This is a genomic window from Pseudoalteromonas sp. MER144-MNA-CIBAN-0113 (genome assembly GCF_040308965.1).
Classification (GTDB): Bacteria; Pseudomonadota; Gammaproteobacteria; order Enterobacterales; family Alteromonadaceae; genus Pseudoalteromonas; species Pseudoalteromonas tetraodonis.
Window position 1 is genome coordinate 52071 of the sequence record NZ_JBEOOG010000012.1, and the last position, 21629, is coordinate 73699.

The window sequence follows — 21629 nt, forward strand, 5'->3', positions numbered from 1 at the left end:
TTTATAATAATGTAAATATTAACTGCAGTGGGCGTAATAACAACCAAATGGCTCAACTGTCAGTGTTTCATTATCAAGCTTTGCGTTGTGATGATAAAGGTCGTTATGTTCATTTTCAACACTTGCATTAATAGTAAGTTTTGCTTGTGAAGCACTCAAATTGAATACACACAACATTTTTTCATCGTTTAGAGTACGGTAAAACGCTAAGATTGGCTCTTCGGTTTGTAAAAACTCAATATCACCTTCAAGTAATACCGGCTGGTTTTTACGCCATGCCATAAATTCACGGTACGCATTTAATATTGAGTTTGAATCATTCTCTTGTTCAGCAACTGCTTGCAGCTTATGTTGTTGATCAACAGGTAACCACGGTTTTACTTCACTAAAGCCCGCATTGTGAGCATTGGCATGTGAGCTATCAAGGTTTTCCCAAGGCATTGGGGTACGACAACCATCACGGCCTTTAAAGTTTGGCCAAAACGTAATGCCGTATGGGTCTTGTAAATCTTCAAACGCAACGCTTGCTTCACCGAGCCCGAGTTCTTCACCTTGATACATACACACGCTACCACGTAACGAGGCCAATAGGGCGGTTAACATCTTACATTGCGCAGGGTTTACTTCACCCGTTTCGCTCCAACGGCTTGCAACGCGCTCTACGTCATGGTTACTAAATGCCCAGCAAGGCCAGCCTTCAGTCATACGTTGTTCAAGTGTAGTAACGGTGTTTCTTATATATTCACTCGAGTAGTCATCAGTTAGTAGCTCAAAGCTGTAACCCATGTGCAATTTATCACCACCGGCGGTGTATTCTGCCATGGTGGCTAATGAATCTTCAGATGAAATTTCACCCAGTGACACGGTTCCTGGGTATTTATTGAGTAAGGTGCGAATGTCACGCATAAACTCAATGTTTTCTGGCTGTGTGTTGTTGTAGTAGTGATACTGAAAAGCATACGGATTGTCTTCACTAAAACCACGGCCCTGACGCTTTTCTTTTGGTTTTGCAGGATTATCACGAAGCTGTGCGTCATGGTAACAAAAGTTAATTGCATCTAACCTAAAACCATCAACACCTTTTTTAAGCCAAAACTCAACATTATCTAATACAGCTTTGCGAACATCAGGGTTATGAAAGTTAAGATCAGGCTGTTCCGTGAAAAAGTTATGTAAGTAGTATTGTCCACGACGCGGCTCCCATTGCCATGCACCGCCACCAAAAATAGACAACCAGTTGTTTGGTGCTGTTCCGTCTTCTTTAGCATCGGCCCATACATACCAATCAGCTTTATCGTTGGTTAAATCTTCACGGCTATCAATAAACCATTGGTGTTGATCTGAGGTGTGACTAAGCACTTGGTCTATAATAATTTTAATATCGCGTTGATGTGCTTGCGCAATGAGCTCATCAAAATCATCTAAGTTACCAAAAAGGGGGTCGATATCGCGATAGTCGCTAATATCATAACCAAAATCTTTCATAGGTGATTTAAAGAAAGGTGAGATCCAGATAGCATCCACCCCTAAACTTTTAATGTAATCAATGCGATTAATTATCCCTTCTAAGTCACCAATGCCATCGTTGTTGCTATCTTGAAAGCTACGCGGATAAACCTGATAAATAACCGCACCTTTATACCATTGCTTTTGGGCCATGCCTTTCTCCGTTTTCACACTGTCTTTGTGTTGTTCTTTTTTAGAGGTGTTAATCCTCGTTTATTTGAAAAAGCATACTTGAAGCCCGTCATACTGTAAAAAGTCTGCATACGTATGCACCGTTTTAAGGCAATTAAAAGAGGTTAAATCAATCGCTTATTTCATCGATTTTAACGCCGGTTTATTGAATATCTCTTTACCAATTTGGTTTGTTAAATTGTTAATTTATTGTTTGCGTTATTTAGGTGCTTAAAAATAAGGGCGTGCACTAAATTGGTGATTATTTATATTGGTCTTACCAATTGTACTTAAATAAATGTTCTCCATAATAATAAATTAGAAAATAAAATAGCGTCGTGTCACTTTATTTATGTTTAATGACGAGCTTATTTCATCAAAAAATAAATAATGACTATCATTAAAGCTATAAATGCTAATTGCACTAAAATAACTCATAATAAAACAGTCACTTATGAATTGAGGTGTAAATTTAATGTTAACTTTATACGTGTTGCGTTACTTTGAATACGTATGCATAAAGTTGTTAATAAAATAATACGAGCGTTAGTATTCATCCTGACAACAAAATAAGCTCGCAAGCTTAACTATCACTTAAGCAAGTAAGCGGGTATCACATTATGGGTAACGGGAAAACATTATGGCTATGTTCAAACCAAGTATATTAACGCTAGCATTAACTGCTGCCGGACTATCAAGCTTTGCCACCACTGCGGCACAAGAAGAAACAATAAAAAATGATGATGTAGAAATTATTGAAGTAAAAGGTTTTCGCGGTAGTGTTGTTGAATCAATTAATACTAAGCGTTTTTCAACACAGGTGGTTGAGTCTATCTCTGCAGAAGACATTGGTAAACTTCCAGATACATCTATTGCTGAATCAATCGCGCGTTTACCAGGTTTAACAGCACAGCGCCTAGATGGCCGTGCCAGTCGTGTAAGTGTTCGTGGTTTTAGTGAAAACGAAAGTGCAACCACCTTCAATGGCCGTGAGCAGGTATCTATTGGTGACAACCGTGGTGTTGAGTTTGACCTTTACCCATCTGAAATTATGAGCGGTGTTACTGTATATAAAACGCCAAGTGCTAGCATTGAAGCTGAAGGCATTGCCGGTGTTATTGACATGCAAACGGTAAAACCTTTAAGTAAAGGCGAACGCGTGATCATGTTTAATGGTCAGTTAGAGCAGTCAGGTTTTGATAAGCTAAACCCAGATGGTGATGATAAAGGCTTTCGTGGCACGGTTTCATACATTGATCAGTTTGCAGATGATACTATAGGTGTTGCATTTGCTTACAATACTATGAGCTCACCTAACCAAGAAAAACGCTGGAATTCTTGGGGATACCCTGAATTCGACGTTGATGGACAGAATTATTCAATCTTAGGCGGCGCTAAACCTTTTGTACGTTCATCAACACTTGAACGTGATTCAGCGATGCTAGTAGTTGAAGCTGCACCAAATGACCGTTTAAACATGACATTTGATGCGTTGTATGTTGATTTTACAGATGAAAAAATCCTACGTGGTATTGAAATTCCATTTTTTCCTGGTTGGGGTGGGCAAGGCAATATTGATCCAAATAGCCTAGCTATAGATGAAGAATCTGGGTTTATTACCAGTGCAACAACGCAAGGTCAACGCGTTGTAGTTCGTAATGATGTTGAAGAACGTGATGCTGAATTAACGCAATTTGGATTTAATACTAAATATGACATTGACGATTCATGGTCGGTAGAGTTTGATGCGAGCTTATCTGAAGTTGAGCGTAAGGACTGGAGCTTACAAAGTTATTCTGGCACAGGCCGTGGCGATGCAAACGGTATTGCTGACAACATTGGCTATTCACTTAATGGCGGCAATACCGGCGCCAAATTTAGCCACGAGTTAGATTATAGTGATTATACTTTAATTCAGTTAGGTGGTCCTTTGTCATGGGGAACCAGCTCAGCGCTAAATAATAAGTACGGCTTAAATGATACGGCTTATCAAAACACCGCACAAGATGGCTTTATTAATGCACCTGAAGTTAATGATGAACTACATACTTTAAAACTAGCAGCAAGCAAGCTATTAGAAAACGATTACTTAAGCAAAGTAAGTTTTGGTATGTCATATCGCGACCGCGAGAAGAGTAAAAAGTCTGAAGGGTATTACTTAACATTAAGCGATTTCTCATTAGATAATCCTGGTACGCTTGTCGTTCCAGAGCAATATCGCCTCGGAACAGCTAGCTTAGGCTTTATCGGTATGGGGGATATGATTGCCTATGATACCCGTGCACTAGTTGACGATGGATATTATGACTCAATTCAAGAAAGTTTAACGGATATAAAACACACTACGCAGTCGTACACAGTTCAAGAAAAAGTTACGGCGTTTTTTGTTCAAGCTGATATTAATGCTGAAGTAGGTGAACTACCATTAACAGGTAACTTTGGTGTTCGCTATGTTAGAACTGAGCAATCTTCGCAAGGTTTTGCGGCTGTGCCGAATGACGTGACAGGTCTAGTTGAAGCCGTTCCTAACAATGTGTCACACGATTATAGTCATGTTTTACCTAGTCTTAATTTATCTTTAGCGCTAGATGAAAATCAAACTGTGCGTTTTGGTGCCGCTAAAACTATCTCACGAGCCCGCCTAGATGAAATGAATGCTTCTGTTAATGCGAGCTATAATTCAGAGCGTCCTGATGAGAATGGCAACTATTGGTCAGTATCGGGTGGTAACCCTACACTTGAACCAAAAGAAGCAACGGGTTTTGATTTGACTTATGAAAACTACTTTAGTGCAGAAGGCTACTTCTCAGCGGCTGTATTTTATAAAGACTTAAGTCAATGGATATTTGATGGCGTATACGAAGTTGATATGTCAGGGGTTGCTGACCCTTCAACGGGTGAGATACCAGAGAATAGTAGTGGTACTGCATCAGGTAAAGTGAATGGCGGTGGTGGAGACCTTTGGGGTTATGAATTGTCTCTTGCTCTACCGTTTAACGTCTTTAGTGATTCATTAGAAGGTTTTGGTTTAATTGCCAGCCATACTGGAATTGAACAAGATATTGAAGATCAAAACGGTAATGAATACGAATTACCTGGTTTGTCGGATAAAATTGAAAGCTTAACTTTTTATTATGAAAACTATGGTTTCCAAGCACGTACTAGTATGCGTAAACGCAGCGACTTTAAAGGTGATATTTACAACGCGGGTTATGAAACACAGCAAGTGAATATCTTAGGTGAAACAATTTGGGACGTACAAGTTGGCTATGATTTTGGCGAAGCAGGTGTTGAGAGCTTAGATGGCTTAAATGTGACATTCCAAGTACAAAATATCACTGAAGAACCATTTACAACACTAAGTGGTGATAATGCCTTACAAGTGCGTGATTACCAAGATTATGGGCGTAACTTTATTCTTGGATTTAGCTACAAGCTTTAACTGAAATTTAGTTAAGATATTAGCCCTTGTAATTAGTTTTACAAGGGCTTTTTTATAGTGACTTTACCTAATAAATTATTTTAGCGGCTTTAATACACAGCAAAAAGTGGACAAACATATGAAACCAATAAAACACGTCGTCATTGCAGGCGGTGGTACAGCTGGATGGATAGCCGCTGCACTGTTAAATAAAGTATTAGGTAAAGTAATTAATATTACCCTAATAGAATCAACTCACATTGGCACAGTGGGCGTAGGGGAAGCCACTATTCCCCCTATAATGCAGCTAAATAATGCATTGGGTATCAATGAACAACACTTTATAAATGCCACTAACGCGACGATTAAGCTTGGTATTGAGTTTGAAAACTGGAAAAGCTCAGCACACAGTTATATGCATGCGTTTGGCACTTTGGGTAAAAACTTTCCTTTTTGTGACTTTTATAATTTTTGGCTTAAAGGCCAAACGCAAGGGTGCAAAGATGATTTTTGGGATTTTTCATTAAATTATCAGGCTGCGAAAAACAATAAATTTGCTCCACTGAATACCATTTCTAACACGTCGTTGCCAGGATTAAGCTACGCGTATCATTTTGACGCCAGTTTGTATGCTGAGTTTTTAAAGCACTTAGCCACAGAGCGGGGGGTAAAACATCTAGATGCTAAAATTAATGAGGTCATGCAGTGCCCAACCAGTGGCAATATTCAGAGCCTAACCCTTGATGATGGCAGCAGTATCAGTGGCGATTTATTTTTAGATTGTACGGGCTTGCGTGCCTTATTGATTGAGCAAACACTCAATACTGGGTTTGTAGATTGGTCGCACTACTTACCCTGCGATAGCGCCATTGCAGTACAAACAGCATCAAATGGTGAATTAAAACCTTATACACGTTCAATTGCGCACAGTGCCGGTTGGCAGTGGCAAATTCCATTACAGCACAGAATGGGGAATGGCTTAGTATATTGTAGCCGCCATATATCTGATGACGATGCAAAACAATTATTACTCAATAATCTTCCTGCAGAGCCTATTACTGAACCCCGATTAATTAAGTTTAAAACAGGTCGTCGTTTAAAACAGTGGCATAAAAACGTCGTCGCCATTGGCTTATCGAGTGGGTTTTTAGAGCCACTTGAATCAACCAGTATTCATCTAATACAAAGTGCTGTGACGCGTTTAATTAAGTTATTTCCTCACCATGGGGTTAGTGATGCGTTAGTAACAGAATTTAATAAGCAAAGCATCACCGAAATCGAGCATATTCGTGACTTCATTATTTTGCACTATAAGCTAACTGAGCGGAAAGATACTCCATTTTGGCGTCAATGTAAGCAAATGGAAATTCCGCAATCGTTAGCGCATAAAATGGATTTATTTAAACAAACGGGCAAAGTCGTGCGCGAAAACGACGAGTTATTTGCCGAAGTGGCGTGGCAACAAGTCATGATAGGTCAAGGCCTATTACCCGATGATTACGGTGCGCTAGCAGATTCATTAACCAATGAGCAATTAGCCGAGTTATTTAGTAATTTAAAAACATTAATAAATTCAACGGTAGAGCAACTGCCAAGTCACACCGTATTTTTAAGTAGTTTAAAACCAAAGTAAGCCCCCAAAAATTTTCATGCGGGCAGTTTAATTTTTGGGTTAACAGGTGCTGAATGTAGCTGTGAATACGTATGCAGCAACTGTAACCAAACTACAGTTAGCTTTAGTATAAACCAATGACAACACTGAAATAAAAATGACACACACAATGAAAAAAAGATTTTACATACCCTTGCTGCTATCAAGCACATTAGTTGTGCAAGGCTGCAGTGATGATAATGAAAGCACGCAAGCAAAAACGATTGTAAATAAGACAGAGCCTGTAAAGCCAGTTGTTTATCAAGTGTTTACCCGTTTATTTGGTAATACTCAAACCGCAAACATTCCATGGGGTACTAAAGAGCAAAATGGGGTAGGTAAGTTTGCTGATTTTAACGATGCTGCGCTTAAAGGCATTAAAGAATTAGGAACGACCCATGTGTGGTATACCGGCGTTTTACATCATGCCTTAGTGGGTGATTACACCGAATATGGTATTAGTCAGGATGATCCAGATGTGGTTAAAGGGCGTGCAGGTTCGCCTTACGCAATAAAAGATTATTACGATGTAAACCCTGATTTGGCGGTAAATGTAACGAACAGAATCGAAGAGTTTAGCGCGCTTATTGAACGTACCCACGATCATGATATGAAAGTAATTATTGATATTGTGCCCAATCACGTTGCACGTGATTACCACTCAACGGCTAAACCTAATGGCGTTAAAGACTTTGGTGAACAAGACGATACTCGCAAAGACTATGATGTTAATAATAACTTTTATTATGTACCCGGTGAGTCATTTCAAGTGCCTTCGAGCGATAGTTATCAGGTGCTTGGCGGAAATTCTCATCCTTTAGCTGATGGTAAATTTAATGAAACACCGGCTAAATGGACTGGCAATGGTGCACGTGCTCCAAAGCCTGATATAAACGACTGGTACGAAACGGTAAAAGTTAACTACGGTGTTAAACCCGATGGTAGCCTAGATTTTCCAACTTTACCTAAGGCGCTAGAAAACCAAGATTACCGTGCACATTATGCCTTTTGGCAAGATAAAGAACTGCCAAATAGTTGGTATAAATTTAGAAATATTGCGCTTTATTGGTTAGATAAAGGCGTGGATGGCTTTCGCTATGATATGGCTGAAATGGTGCCGGTTGAATTTTGGAGCTTTTTAAATTCATCGATAAAAATGCATAAACCTGATGCATTTTTACTTGCCGAAGTGTACAACCCATTGATGTACCGAACTTACATTCACCAAGGTAAAATGGATTACTTGTATGACAAAGTAGGCTTTTACGACACCTTAAAAGCCATAATGCAAGGCAAGCAAGCCGCGAGCAGCATTTTTGCAGCACAGCAACAAGTGGCAGATATTGAACAGCACATGCTGCATTTTCTAGAAAACCATGACGAACAACGCATTGCCAGCCCCGATTTTGCAGGTAGCAGTGAAAAGGGCAAACCCGCATTGGTAGTATCAAACCTTATTAGCCGCTCGCCAACACTGTTATATTTTGGCCAAGATGTAGGTGAAGATGGCTCTGAAGAGGCTGGTTTTGGCAAACCAACTCGCACCAGTATTTTTGATTATATTGGCGTGCCAGCGCATCAAGCGTGGATGAACAACGGCAAGTTTGATGGTGGTCAGTTAACAGCTGAACAAGCGCAATTACGCCAATATTATATTTCAATTATGGCACTTAACGATTTACCAGCGATTGTTGCCGGCGATATGGCGCAACTTATGATCACGGGGAGTGACAGCGTGGTTGGTTTTGTGCGTACCTTAGGGCAACAATCATTATGGGTGCTGAGTAACTTCAGTCAGCAAGCGCAAACAGTCACTATTACGCTCACGCCAAATCAAGCAACAATGCTCAAACCAAACTCAACGCTTTACGATCTATTAGAGTCGCATAACGGTATTTTGGTGAGCGATGAGAAACAAAATACAACCTTTACGCTGACCCTTGATGCACTCAGTAGTGCCGTTTTAACAAATAAGGCTGACCATGAATTATAATAACAAACCAACTTTAAGCTTTTGGCAAATATGGAACATGTGCTTTGGCTTTTTAGGCATTCAATTTGGCTTTGCACTGCAAAACGGTAATGTAAGCCGAATATTTCAAACCCTTGGAGCGAATGTAGATGACATTCCTATTTTGTGGGTGGCAGCACCACTTACCGGTTTAATTGTACAGCCAATTATTGGTTACTGGAGCGATAAAACCTGGGGCAAATTAGGCCGCCGTCGTCCGTTTTTTTTATACGGCGCTATTTTAACCACATTATCGTTATTTGTTATGCCAAACTCACCAACACTTTGGATTGCAGCGGGCATGTTATGGATCATGGATGCATCGATTAACGTCACCATGGAACCATTTCGCGCCCTTGTAGGCGATAACCTACCAAACAAACAGCGTGCCACAGGCTATGCCATGCAAAGCTTTTTTATAGGCGTAGGCGCCGTGGTTGCTTCTGCACTGCCTTGGATGATGACAAACTGGTTTGATATTGCCAACACCGCCGCTGCAGGGCAAATTCCTGATTCAGTAAAGTACTCATTTTACTTTGGTGCAGTTGTATTGCTGGTCGCAGTGGGCTGGACAATTATAACCACCAAAGAATATTCACCTGAAGAATTGGCCGCATTTAATCAACAAGAGCAAACTCAAGTCGAACAGACGGTTTGTGCACAAATTAACTTTAGTAAAGGCGGCAGTGTATTTACCGTGTTAGGGCTTGCCGTACTTGGTTTAGTCACGGGATTAAACCTAGAAAAAGAGCTGTACCTATTAGCAGCTGGCTTAGTGAGTTTTGGCGTTATTCAATTTATTGCAGCCGCACTACAGGCAAAAAACCACACCAGCGGTGGCTTTTACCAAGTCGTTAACGATGTATTTACCATGCCAGAGGCGATGAAACAACTTGCTTGGGTACAGTTTTTTAGCTGGTTTGCATTATTTGCCATGTGGATTTACACCACCTCAGCGGTAACCAGTTTTCATTATGGTAGCAGCGACACAAGTTCAGCGGCGTATAACAATGGTGCAGACTGGGTGGGTATATTATTTGCGGCTTACAACGGTTTTGCTGCATTGGCGGCTTTATGTATCCCGATCATCGTTAAGCGTGTTGGTTTAAAACTAGCGCATGCACTTAACCTTATTTTAGGTGCGTTAGGTTTGGCGAGCTTTATGTTTATACAAGAACCGAGCTTACTTATTTGGCCAATGATAGGTATTGGTTTTGCATGGGCGTCTATTTTGTCGTTGCCTTACGCCATGTTAAGTACCTCTGTACCGAGTCATAAAATGGGTGTGTATATGGGAATATTTAACTTTTTTATTGTGATCCCACAATTATTAGCCGCCAGTGTACTTGGCCTGATACTCCGTCACTTTTTCCAAAATCAACCTATTTACGCATTGATGTTAGGTGCTGTGTCTTTTGTACTTGCAGCGGTTGCCGTACTGCGTGTTAAACAGTCTTAATTTAAGGGGCTAAAATGAAAAAATATAACCTAATTACCGCGACAATATTGGCCGCAGGCCTTGTCGGTTGTGGTGTGCAAAATACGCAAACCAGTGCAGTAGCGCAAACATCAGTGAGTGCACCAGGCGCACCAGGCGAAGCACCATTTTGGGCATACGCAGGCAAAACTGGGATAGGCACGTCTTTTGAGCAATACCAAAATGGCCATTACAGTGACGACGCACCTACAGGTAAAGTGTCAAAAGTATGGTTTTCGATTGCCAAAGGGATGATCACCGAAACCATGTTCGGGCTTATTCATCAAGCGCAAATTAAAGACATGCAATTTGTTGTAGTCGGAAAAGATTTTACAGTCACCGAAGCTGACGATTTAGACGTTACCATTGATTACTTATACAAAGACGATAAAGGCCGCCCGTTATCATTAGCATACAAAGTAGTAAGCAAAGATAAGCAAGGTCGCTTTAGCCTCGAAAAACATATATTTACCGATCCAGACGGGCAAAGCTTATTTGTACGCAGTATTTTTAATACCCAGCTTGACGGTGTAAAAGCATATGTAACAGTTAACCCGTATATAAACAACAACGGCTTAGATGACTTTGCAAAAACCACCGAGCAAGGGTTGGTAGCGTGGCAGGGCGAGAATTACTTGTCATTGCAAGGTGCACAGCCATTTAAACAAACAAGTGTTGGTTTTACAGGTGTGAGTGATGGTTTAAGCCAGCTTAAAACAACTCAGCAGCTTACCCGCGTTTATAAAAATACCGGTGAACAATCGGGGAATGTTAGTTTATTAGCAGAGCTAGGTGAAATTGGTAAAAACAGCCAGTTCGATTTAAGCCTAAGTTTTGGCAACAACCAGCAAGCAAGTTTTAAACAAGGCCAAGCTACGCTAGCCAAAGGTTACCAAGCTGTGCTTGATAATTACAACGGTAAAGGCGAAGCGCTTGGTTGGCAAGACTACCTGCAAAGCCTTGCACCGCTAAATAACATGAGCGAACAAACCGCTGATAACGGCAAGTTACTTTATACCAGTGCTATGGTATTAAAAGCCCAAGAAGACAAAACCCATGCCGGGGCACTTATTGCCTCTCTATCTAACCCTTGGGGCGAAACCGTATCGGCTAAAACAGGTTCTACTGGTTATAAAGCGGTATGGGTGCGCGACTTTTATCAAGTTGCCATGGCGTTTATGGCCATGGGCGATAATGCGACCGCTAAAACCGCATTTGAATACCTTGAAAAAGTTCAAGTAAACAGCAAAACCCCGGGCAATAAAGGTGATACTGGGTGGTTTTTACAAAAAACGCACGTAGATGGCGAACTTGAATGGGTAGGCGTACAGTTAGACCAAACCGCTATGCCTATTATGCTAGCGTGGAAGCTTCATCAAGCTGATGTATTAACAGATGCAGAGCTGAGCGATTGGTATAGCCGTATGTTAAAGCTCGCGGCAGACTTTTTAGTTGAGGGTGGCCGTGCAAACATTCTATGGAACGATACACAAATAACGCCGCCAGCCACTCAGCAAGAACGCTGGGAAGAGCAAGAAGGGTATTCGCCATCAACCACCGCCGCGGTTGTTGCTGGTTTAATTACTGCAGCCGATATCGCTAAACTAGCAGGTGATAATGCCAATGCAGCACGTTACCTAAATACAGCTAAGCGTTATAACAATGATATTGAAAAATTAATGTTTACAACGACTGGTAATTTAGAGTCGAGCGCCTCAGATGGTGAATACTTTATTCGCATTGGCCAAGACAAAGACGCCAATTCAAATACTAAAATTAACGCCAACAATGGCCGTGAAGGGTTTAATAAAAAGCAAATACTCGATGGTGGATTTTTAGAACTCGTTCGCTATGGCGTACGTGATGCGCTAGCGCCTAGCATAGTAAAAACACTCCCAGAATATGATGACGAAACCCTAACCGATAACCTACAAGTTAAATACAGCTTTGAGTTTATTGATGGCAGCGGCACATTTGCAGGCTACCGCCGCTATGGTAACGACGGATACGGTGAAGACGAAGTAACGGGCGCTAACTATGCCGAAGGTGGAAAAAATAGCCCAGGGCAACGTGGGCGAGTTTGGCCATTTTTTACCGGTGAACGGGGCCATTATGAAATTGCCGCCGCAAATGCCAATAATAGTTTAGATGCAACAAAACAGCAGGCTATTAAAAATAGCTATGTAAAAGGGCTAGAGCAATTTGCTAACCAAGGGATGATGCTACCAGAACAAGTATGGGATGGCGTGGGCGTAAATAAAGCAGGATACACGTTAGGCGAGGGTACAAACTCGGCCACACCACTGGCGTGGACGCATGCTGAATACGTTAAGCTAGTGCGCTCACTAAGCGACAAGCAGGTATGGGATCATTACCCAGTGGTAACTAAAGCACTAAAATAACCACAAACTATCCGCAGTTCAGGTTAATTAACATAGCCATAGTAAAATACGGCTATGTTATTTATTACAATAATAATGAGGCTGAAATGAAAACATTTACCTTGAGCGCATTAGCATTAGCAATCATGCTAACAGGCTGCCAAAGTGCACCATCATTAAATAACAACACGAATAACACCGAAACATCGCAATTAAATACTGAGCAACACGCAACGCCTTGGTGGCAAAATGCGGTATTTTATCAAATTTGGCCCCGCAGTTTTTACGACAGCGATGCTGATGGTCATGGCGATTTTAATGGTATGACCCAAAAGCTCCCGTATCTACAAGAGCTTGGCGTTAACGCATTGTGGTTAACCCCGATGTTTGAAGCACCGTCGTATCATGGCTATGATTTTACTGAATTTTACCAAGTAGAAAACGACTACGGCAGCATGGCAGAGTTTGAAGCCTTTATAAAAGCCGCTGACGACAAAGGCATGAAAGTCATACTTGATTTAGTTATAAACCATATATCAAGTAATCATGAATGGTTTCAGCGTTCAGCAAAACAACAAGCCCCTTATGCAGATTACTTTATTTGGCGCGACGATATGCCAAAAGCCGGAAGTGGTTGGGGACATGCTTGGAGTAATAACGACCAACCCGACGCAGTATGGCATTGGAATGAGACACGTCAGCAGTATTACTATGGTGCGTTTGGAGCAAGCCAACCTGACTTGAACTTACGCCACCCTGATGTTGTTGCCGAAATGGAAAAAATGGCCAAGTTTTGGCTTGATAAAGGGGTTGCTGGCTTTAGATTAGACGCAGTACGTTTTGCAATGGAAGGTGGCGCAGATGCGCAAGCCGATACCGACGAAACTATTGCATATTGGCAGCACTTTAACCAATACGTAAAAAGCGTTGATCCAGAGGCGTACTTAGTAGGTGAAGCATGGGCTGACATTCCCGTTGCGGCAAAATACTTTGGCGAAGGTAAAGGCCTCGATCAAGGCTTTGATTTTGAAGTAGGCTATAAAATACTGGGTTTGTTAAAACCCGATGCCAGTGGTGAAGCGCAATTTGGCACCATGCAATCTAACCAACAAGTGAATACAGTTGATGCCAATGTGCTTAAACAAAATTTACAACAGCGTATTGATTCAACTGCACCACTTGATTTTTTTGCACCGTTTTTAACTAATCACGACCAAGAGCGTGTGGCTTATCAACTTGCTGAGCACGACGATAAAGCAAAACTTGCCGCCGCCATGTTATTTAGCTCTCCTGGCACACCGTATATTTATTACGGTGAAGAAATTGGCCTAACACAAGGTGGCACAGGTCACGATGTGTATAAACGTGCTCCTATGCAATGGGACAACAGCAATCAAGCTGGTTTTACTCAAGCTCAAACAAGTTGGGTTGAGCAGGCTGAACTGTTTGGTGATAACTACACCCAATGGTGGCCTGAATTTTTAGCACAGCAAATTAATGCTGCTGATCGCAATGTAAAAACGCAACAAGCACAATCTGATTCACTGTGGCGTTTATATCAGCACTTAATCGCACTAAAAAAACAGCGCCCAGAGCTGAGTATTAAAGGCAGCTATGAATTAACGCAACACAACAACGGCCTAGTTGAAATAACCCGCGAGTTAAACGGCAGTAAAAGTATGTTTGTGCTTAACTTAACCGCTAACCCGCAAAGCATCAGTAATATTAAACGCGATGGGTTAACGCCTAACTGGCAACACGACCTCAATGGCGAGCAACTCTCTGGCTATGGTTTGTTGTTACTGAATAACACACTGTAAATAAAACACACACAAAAGGGGCTAACATACGTTAGCCCCTTTTGGTAAAAGTGCTTTTATTGCATTCCCCCCAAGTTATAGCGCATTTTAATGAGCCACAATTAGCTTAACTTCTTCTTACGTCATGGCGCTTATCATGAAAATGAATATAAGATGCAATCCACCTCAGGTAGGTGTCCACGGTACGTAATGAATACTGATGTACCAACATATATTCAGCAATGTAATTTAAAAATGGGGAACGCGTTTTCATCTTTCCACCAACAAAAAGAGCTATGTTTTTATACAGTGTATTTGTTTCGCTCTCATATTCAAGAAAATGCGCGCCGAGTGCACTTTCTTCTTAGTTATTATATTTAGTACCAAGAAATAATTATAGCTGGCAATGGGTTAGGTTGTTTGTTAAAAGGTAGTTAATAAATATATAGGTGTGACGTTGGCAGAAATATACCCGACGAGTGCACTATAAAATTATTATAAGCAATTGGAGGCTGAATGAAGCGTTATGAATATTGGATAGCTGATTATAGACATAATAGATATATGAAGCATCTCTCTATTGAGCAGTTAAGCGATAGACTTCGCTATCTTATGGAAAACTTAACCACATTAGAGGTTGATGGAAAAATAGGTATGGGTAATGTAGCTATCAACCCTTGGAATGAGCTGATTATTAAATTCACGCATGTACAGGAAGAGCTTAATATACGTGGTGAATTGCCAAAAGAGCAATTCTTAAGTGGGAGCGCAATACCTACCCCTATGCTAGAAGCTTCTGATCGTTTAAAAGAAATTAACAAACTTGCAGCTATTAAAAAACCACATCTAATAAAATTCGGTAAAAAAGAACACCTTGAGAAACATAGCTACAAAATTTCGTTGGCAAGTTCATTCCTAGATACATCCCTTAATGTTGCACAAATGGACGATGAAATGAAAGCTGTATTTCATGTAAATCCTGCGGATATTACGATTAAGAAAGCCAACGGGAATATAATTAAACCGATTGGTACTGTAGATGTTACATACGAAACTAAACGGGATTACTATGTTTTTTGTTCTAGTGGACAATTTGATATACGAATGTTTAGTAACTTTGAAGCAGATAGCTGCCTGTTTATATACGATTCACAAAGGTTTACCGATGAGTTGATTAGCGGGTTGAGTAGCCAAATTGAAATTGAAGACCACGCTTATAAAATGGTTGATTACGTTGATCCAATACAGCCTAAGTCAAAAGAACAGAAACCAATTATTGAATTTCACAAACATATAAAGTATCAATACCAACGTGAATTTCGGCATGTGATAATAGCTAAAAGCTCATCAGAGGTGCCTAAAAATATCTTTTTAAATTTAGAGACAGCTAAGGATTATTCCGATTTAATTTGCTTATAACACATATGAGCCTTAACTCTGTCAATAGGCATTAGTGTTCTTTTTGACCGTTTTTATAAATTGACGGTCAATTCTAAACCAATAAACAAATTCGTTTACTTCGTCTGTCGATACGGCTGTTAAGCAAGTAGCTTACGGCAAACACATCTAGGGTGCGTTACGCAGTAATCTCTTATTGCGATCTCATCGCAGCCAGGTTTTCCCCATATCCTTTTGGGGTAGCTGGGGCACTAGACATTTATCGGTTAACCTCATCATGGCACTATTCAAGGCGGCTAGTTTCATCATTGTGATCCAGTTAGTTAGGTGCATAACGCAGTTATCAAGTCAGGTGTAAGCGACTTTGTTTATTGTATTAATGCACGCGTACTGAGCGTCTAATCAAGACAAGTGGCTTAGGTCTGTAGGCATATAATCAGGTTAAACCTTGTTGGTTATTAATTCACCCAATTGATTGATGCTCAGCCTTATATCCAGTTAGATGTTCAGCTCACTCAGAACATCTAACTCTTTAAGAATTTCGCTTCATCGAATGTCGTCTCTTTTTTAAGCATATAATAGACGCAGCGGCCAAGCTTATGTGCAAGCGCAGGCAGTGCTTTGGCTTTGCTCATTCGCTTTTGTAGTTTTTCAAGGTATTTGTTGGTGTTTTGATTGTGACGCAGCAGCAATACAGCGGCTTCGGAGAACGCCCATTTCAGCTGTGCATTGCCAATTTTTTTACCTTGGGTGCCATAGGTTTTACCAGTAGATTCCGTTTTTAGTTTTACAAGTCAGCATAAAGCGTGAGCCTTTGTGCGCCTAGAAATCGATTGATATTTCTAATTTCATAAATAATTCGTCTTGTTATTAACTTAACGATTTATTGCGTGATGGGTGTGTGAAGTATTAAAAAAATAAAACATATCACAACAAATTGTTATTGAGATGGTTGCCTTTCGATTAGCTACTTGGTTTATTTGTTTTAACATTATTAACATAAAAAGGTTATATTCAGTCATCTTCAAATAGTAAAGGGGCAAAATTAGCCCCTTTAATTTTTAAAAGAATTAACTTTTGGGTTTTTAGTTATTTAAGACTACATTTATTATCAAACCATGATAATAACTCAGTGTAGAATTCTTTTTTATGTGCATAGAAAAGTGAATCCGAGAAATGGTCAGCATCTTCTAGCTCTATATATTTAAAGTCTTTTTTATACTTTTCCAGCTCAGAAACAAAATCACGACTATGTTTAATTGGTACTCTACTGTCGATATCACCGTGAATAATCAATATAGGAACATTTACTTTATCAACTTGTTCTACAGGAGATACACCAGAAATAGTAGGGCGTTGTAAAATACTTAAAAATCGGTTTTCGTTTAAAGTTGCATTAATTCGACTTAGATCACTAACCCCAGCACCTGCAACAACGCATTGATAAATATTATTTTCACGCATAGAAGCTGCAAAAGCGGCATATCCGCCATAACTCCAACCAAATAACGCGAGTTTATCTTTTGTAGCTAAGCCTTTTTCAACTAAATACTGTGCGGCATCGTCAAGATCATCTTGTTTTTTAAGACCCCAATTATTATCGCCTGCTATCCAATGTTCAAGCCCGTAGCCAGTTGAACCACGATAATTTGGTTGAATTACTACATAACCATGATAAGCGAGCAGCTGAGCCCAATCATCAAAAATAATAGAGTCACGAACCCAAGGTCCACCATGTGGTAAGACAACCGCAGGGTGAGGGCCCTTAGTTGCAGGAATTGTCACATAAGCTTTTATATTTCGCCCATCTCTTGCTTTATAAGAGATATATTTAACAGTTCCTAACTTACTTTTATCAATAAAAGGAAGTCTATCACCAATTTTGGTTAATTTTTGTTTATTTGTCACTATGTAGTAGCTACCAGGATTATCATCAGCAGACACATTTAAAACAAGAACATTATCGTCATCAGAACGACTCATGATTCGAACAAATTTACCTTTGAATAATGAGGCAATAGACTCTTGTAATGCTTGAGCATTGGGATCTATGTAGTAATTTTTAGGTTGTTTGGTGTTGTAGCGAAAGCCCTTAATAGTACCGTCAGAATCAAGTATTACCCCATCAGTATCAACAGATTCAAGGCCAAATTGCCGAGTTGAATATTTAGCCGTTTTAATATTGTAGATATAAATACCGGTGGTGTTTTCTCCTAGATTAGCATTGATATAAACTTCATCAGGGTTGTCTTTTGTGAAGCCTAGTATCTCAAAGTTTTCACGCTTTTTGGGACTAACCTGTTTAATAACTTTCCAATCATCATCACCTTTAACACGCGCATAATGATCTATTGCATTGTCGGATTTATTCCAACCTTGTGCAATTCTGATATCACCATCGTAATCAGAAACAAATGATCCAGATATTTTTTCATTACCACGCATGATAGTAACGCTTCTACCTGTATTTATATTAAAGCGAACTACATCAGGGATGTAATTATTATTAATATCTACTTCGACTAAGACTTCATCTTTGTTGTCTGGGAGCCGATTTATTATTTGAAATTGAACATTTCGTTTGTCTTTAAAAGGTAATAACCAATCACCTTTACCATCAGCATCTGTAATTGCAAACTTATTAACCCAATATTTCCTATTTCCGTCTTCCAATATCTGCCTAAACATAACGCCAATTTTTTCGTCGTTTAACCATATGATAGAAGAGATGAGCATTTTATCTGCACCTAATCTAACCGGATCTTTTTCTAGGTTATTAGGATCTCTAATTTCTATTATGTAATCACCATCTTTTGTTGTTGCTCTTAATATGGCAAGGTTTTTACCATTTGGTGATGTGACAACACTTCTTATAGCTGAAGCCATAGAAAATGCATCAATACTCGAAATTTGCTCTGTTGCCTCAACTTGTTTATTAGCATAAGAATTCAAGCTTAGAACAGATAAACCTAATAATATTATTTTCTTTAATTTCATTTTATTCCCTCAAAAAAATGGCCTAAAAAGTAGGCCATTTAAACTAAGTAATTAGGTAGTTACTTGTATTAGAATGAAGCTGTGAAGCTAATATAAGGGCTTCGGCCTGAAGTGTCATAACCAACACCTAATGGGATATTAGTATTAGAGAAAGAACCACTTGGATCTACTTTTGGTGGAGCCTCATTAAATACGTTGCGAACACCAAAATTAACTTTATAAGCATCGTTAGACCATGTTAAGCCCACATTGTGAACAAAATAGTCATCGGTAAAGCCTACAGGACGACACTTAAGTGCATCTCCGTTTGCATCGGTTAAGCCACGACAACCAGCAGTACCTTCTTCAAATTCACCTAAGTCATCTTCATCTTCGCGGCCTTTTCCAATGAAGCGAGTTTCCCAGTTAAATCTAAAATCAGAATACTTAAGTTGAAGACGAGCAGAACCACGCCACTCAGGTGAGTCAGGCTCGCCCATATTATCATCTATAGTACCGAGTACATCGTATACTTGTTCAGTCATGCGCGTAGCTTGTAAGTCTAATGTAATACCTAAGTTTTCTTCTGCTATTACAGTGTCCGTTTCAAAGTAAACATTGTAATCAAAGCCTTTAGAAGAAATTAAGCCAATATTAATAAAGCTAGCATCAACCATATCAATCTGACCGTTAGAATCTCGGCCAATTCTATTACAGAATGCTTCGTTTCCGTCGGCAGAGTAACATTGACCGATACTATAACCAGCACTTGGCTCTGCTATGCTATTTGCAACTTCAATATCAAAACGAGTAAGTGAGAATGTTAAATCAAACTCTTCAGAAAATGGTTGTTCAAAGATTAGACCATACGTTTTTGCAACGGATGTTTCTGGCGTAAGTTCTGTTGTGCCACCTGTTTCTATTTCTGCACTGTAAGTTGCAGTGTAAGAGTCTGTACCATTTTGGCCTAAACCTAATGATGTAGGATCAACACCAGATGCTTGACACGCATTCAAGACAGATGTGTCGCGAGTTTCTTCGGCTGCATTATATGTTGCTGCTGAACCAGGGTTTAATGGATCAATATTTCGTGCATCTTCAGGTACAACACAAGGATCTGCTATTGTATTAAAGCCCGATGTACCATTTAAAAAGCGTTCACGAAGGTTTGGAGCTCTATAAGAAGTCCCTTTTGTTGCTCGAAGTGTAAACCACTCAACAGGACGGTAGATTGTTTTTATGCTGTATGTTGATTCCGCATCATAAAAAGATTCTTCAGAAACACGGCCTGAAGCGGTGAATGTAAGTTCTTCTGCACCTTTAACACCTTTAAGTAATGGAAATTCAAACTCTGTGAAGATTTCTTTAAGATTTCGAGAACCATCAGCGCCTTGGTCAGCAAAGTAACCCCAAAGCAAGCCTTCAGCAGTTGCTGCATTTGGATTTGATTCAATTTCGTCACGACGGAATTCAACACCAACGATGCCGGCTACGGTCTCATTATTCCAAGGTAAATTGAAGAAGTCTCCACCCATAAATGCATTAAAGACAAACTGATTTACTTTTGTTTCGATATCACGATCGATAAATAAGTATGCAGCTTCCTCTGGTGATAATGTACCACCACCTTCTTGGAAGATACTATCAGCAAATAAGTTAACTGGCACACAGCCATCTGAACCTGTTCCACAGGTAATTGTCCCATCGTCATTAAGTACTGATGTTTCTAAAGAGTAAATAAGACGCTCTTCGTTGATACCAACGCGATGGTCGGTTCCTTTAGAAGCACTATAAGATGCTGATGCATCATAATACCAGTTATTTAAGCCAATGTTTTCGAACATGCCTAAGTTACCAGTAATACCCGATACAAGACGATATTGCGATACTTCTACCTGTGTTTGATCACGGTCGCCACGAATATTAATAATTGGCTGTACAGCTTCTGGACCTCCAGGGCCTACACCTAGAACACCAAAACAATCTATTCCGTTAACGCCACAAGGGTTATATGGGTTAGATGCTGCAACTTGTTGAAATATCTGAGCTCCAGGGCTAAATATTGGAGACTCACGTTTTGCATATAAACCTTCGTAATAGAAGGTTGTATCATTATCATCTTGGAAGTTATACTCACCATTAAGCATTAATGATACGCGTTCATTTTTGCTTCTGTAATCACCGCTTTTGTAGTAATCAGACTGTTGGAAAGCATATAGAGGGTTTTGAAAGTCAACATCACGGAAACCGTCACCATCTCCGTCAACAAATACACCATCATTTATACCATCACCATCAAAGTCACCTGCAACCCATGATGGGAAAAACCCTTCAAGACTCGCAGGAACTGTTGATTCACTGAAGTTAGGAATCCCTGTGTTTGTAAAACCTGGGGTGTAATAAACACTACCAAAGAACGATGGGACACTAATACGGTTTGTTAGAGGGAAAATATCACATGAATCTTCACCGCTAGCTACAGGACCATAACCACTATTTCTAGTAATGATTGAGCCATCTTCAGCTTCCCATATACGTTCTTCACAGCCTTTAACAAAAGGGTTTCCAGATAAAGATTGTGATTGCTGCTCTGAATATTCTACACCTACAGTGATAAAACCATTATCCATGGTTGTACCCCACATCCCTGAAAGTACGGTTTCTTCACCGCCTTCACCTTTAGGTTGTCGGTACGATGCATCAAATGTAAATCCTTCAACATCTTTTTTCAAGATAACGTTTGCTACACCGGCTACGGCATCACGGCAAGATCATTATAAATTGAACTTATAGAATATGTAGTGATCAGATCAAGGCATAATAATCACCTTGGTCACG

At 40.0% G+C, this 21629-nt stretch carries 11 protein-coding genes and 1 pseudogene; 7 read left to right on the forward strand and 5 right to left on the reverse strand.

Annotated features, from left to right (window positions below; translation table 11 throughout):
* Nucleotides 1-18: 18 nt before the first annotated feature.
* A complete protein-coding gene (locus AAEY57_RS04985) occupies nucleotides 19-1659 on the reverse strand; it encodes an alpha-glucosidase family protein (RefSeq protein ID WP_008110575.1) in 1641 nt (546 codons plus the stop codon).
* A gap of 658 nt (nucleotides 1660-2317) precedes the next feature.
* On the opposite strand from AAEY57_RS04985, the gene AAEY57_RS04990 reads away from it, so the two are divergent.
* The 6 genes from AAEY57_RS04990 to AAEY57_RS05015 all read left to right on the forward strand — a co-directional run bounded on the left by AAEY57_RS04990 (nucleotide 2318) and on the right by AAEY57_RS05015 (nucleotide 14438).
* Complete coding sequence (locus tag AAEY57_RS04990; protein WP_350606707.1) at nucleotides 2318-5119, forward strand: TonB-dependent receptor; 2802 nt, start codon at nucleotides 2318-2320, stop codon at nucleotides 5117-5119.
* Nucleotides 5120-5237: 118 nt separating this feature from the next.
* Nucleotides 5238-6731 (forward strand): tryptophan halogenase family protein, encoded by a 1494-nt coding sequence (locus AAEY57_RS04995; protein ID WP_128583609.1) that lies wholly within the window; start codon nucleotides 5238-5240, stop codon nucleotides 6729-6731.
* Between the two features lie 148 nt (nucleotides 6732-6879).
* Nucleotides 6880-8742, forward strand: a complete 1863-nt coding sequence (locus AAEY57_RS05000) for an alpha-amylase family protein (protein ID WP_350606710.1) — start codon at nucleotides 6880-6882, stop codon at nucleotides 8740-8742.
* Nucleotides 8732-10219: an MFS transporter gene (locus AAEY57_RS05005; RefSeq protein ID WP_076921004.1), complete on the forward strand. Its 1488-nt coding sequence runs from the start codon at nucleotides 8732-8734 to the stop codon at nucleotides 10217-10219. The genes AAEY57_RS05000 and AAEY57_RS05005 overlap by 11 nt, the downstream gene beginning before the upstream one ends.
* Nucleotides 10220-10233: 14 nt before the next feature.
* A complete protein-coding gene (locus tag AAEY57_RS05010) occupies nucleotides 10234-12639 on the forward strand; it encodes a glycoside hydrolase family 15 protein (RefSeq protein ID WP_350606713.1) in 2406 nt (801 codons plus the stop codon).
* 86 nt (nucleotides 12640-12725) lie between these two features.
* Complete coding sequence (locus AAEY57_RS05015) at nucleotides 12726-14438, forward strand: alpha-amylase family glycosyl hydrolase (protein ID WP_350606715.1); 1713 nt, start codon at nucleotides 12726-12728, stop codon at nucleotides 14436-14438.
* Nucleotides 14439-14544: 106 nt separating this feature from the next.
* Here AAEY57_RS05015 and AAEY57_RS05020 read toward each other — a convergent pair whose 3' ends face one another.
* Entirely contained in the window at nucleotides 14545-14691 is a 147-nt protein-coding gene (locus tag AAEY57_RS05020; protein WP_350606718.1) for a phage integrase N-terminal SAM-like domain-containing protein, read from the reverse strand.
* 242 nt (nucleotides 14692-14933) lie between these two features.
* On the opposite strand from AAEY57_RS05020, the gene AAEY57_RS05025 reads away from it, so the two are divergent.
* A complete protein-coding gene (locus AAEY57_RS05025) occupies nucleotides 14934-15836 on the forward strand; it encodes a hypothetical protein (protein WP_350606719.1) in 903 nt (300 codons plus the stop codon).
* Nucleotides 15837-16339: 503 nt separating this feature from the next.
* Here AAEY57_RS05025 and AAEY57_RS05030 read toward each other — a convergent pair.
* From AAEY57_RS05030 to AAEY57_RS05040, 3 genes and pseudogenes are all read right to left on the reverse strand, one after another.
* Nucleotides 16340-16674 (reverse strand): annotated as a pseudogene (locus tag AAEY57_RS05030) (transposase); the annotation flags it as partial.
* Between the two features lie 230 nt (nucleotides 16675-16904).
* Complete coding sequence (locus AAEY57_RS05035; RefSeq protein ID WP_350606721.1) at nucleotides 16905-18812, reverse strand: alpha/beta hydrolase family protein; 1908 nt, start codon at nucleotides 18810-18812, stop codon at nucleotides 16905-16907.
* 68 nt (nucleotides 18813-18880) lie between these two features.
* Entirely contained in the window at nucleotides 18881-21523 is a 2643-nt protein-coding gene (locus tag AAEY57_RS05040; protein WP_350606724.1) for a TonB-dependent receptor, read from the reverse strand.
* Between the last annotated feature and the right edge of the window lie 106 nt (nucleotides 21524-21629).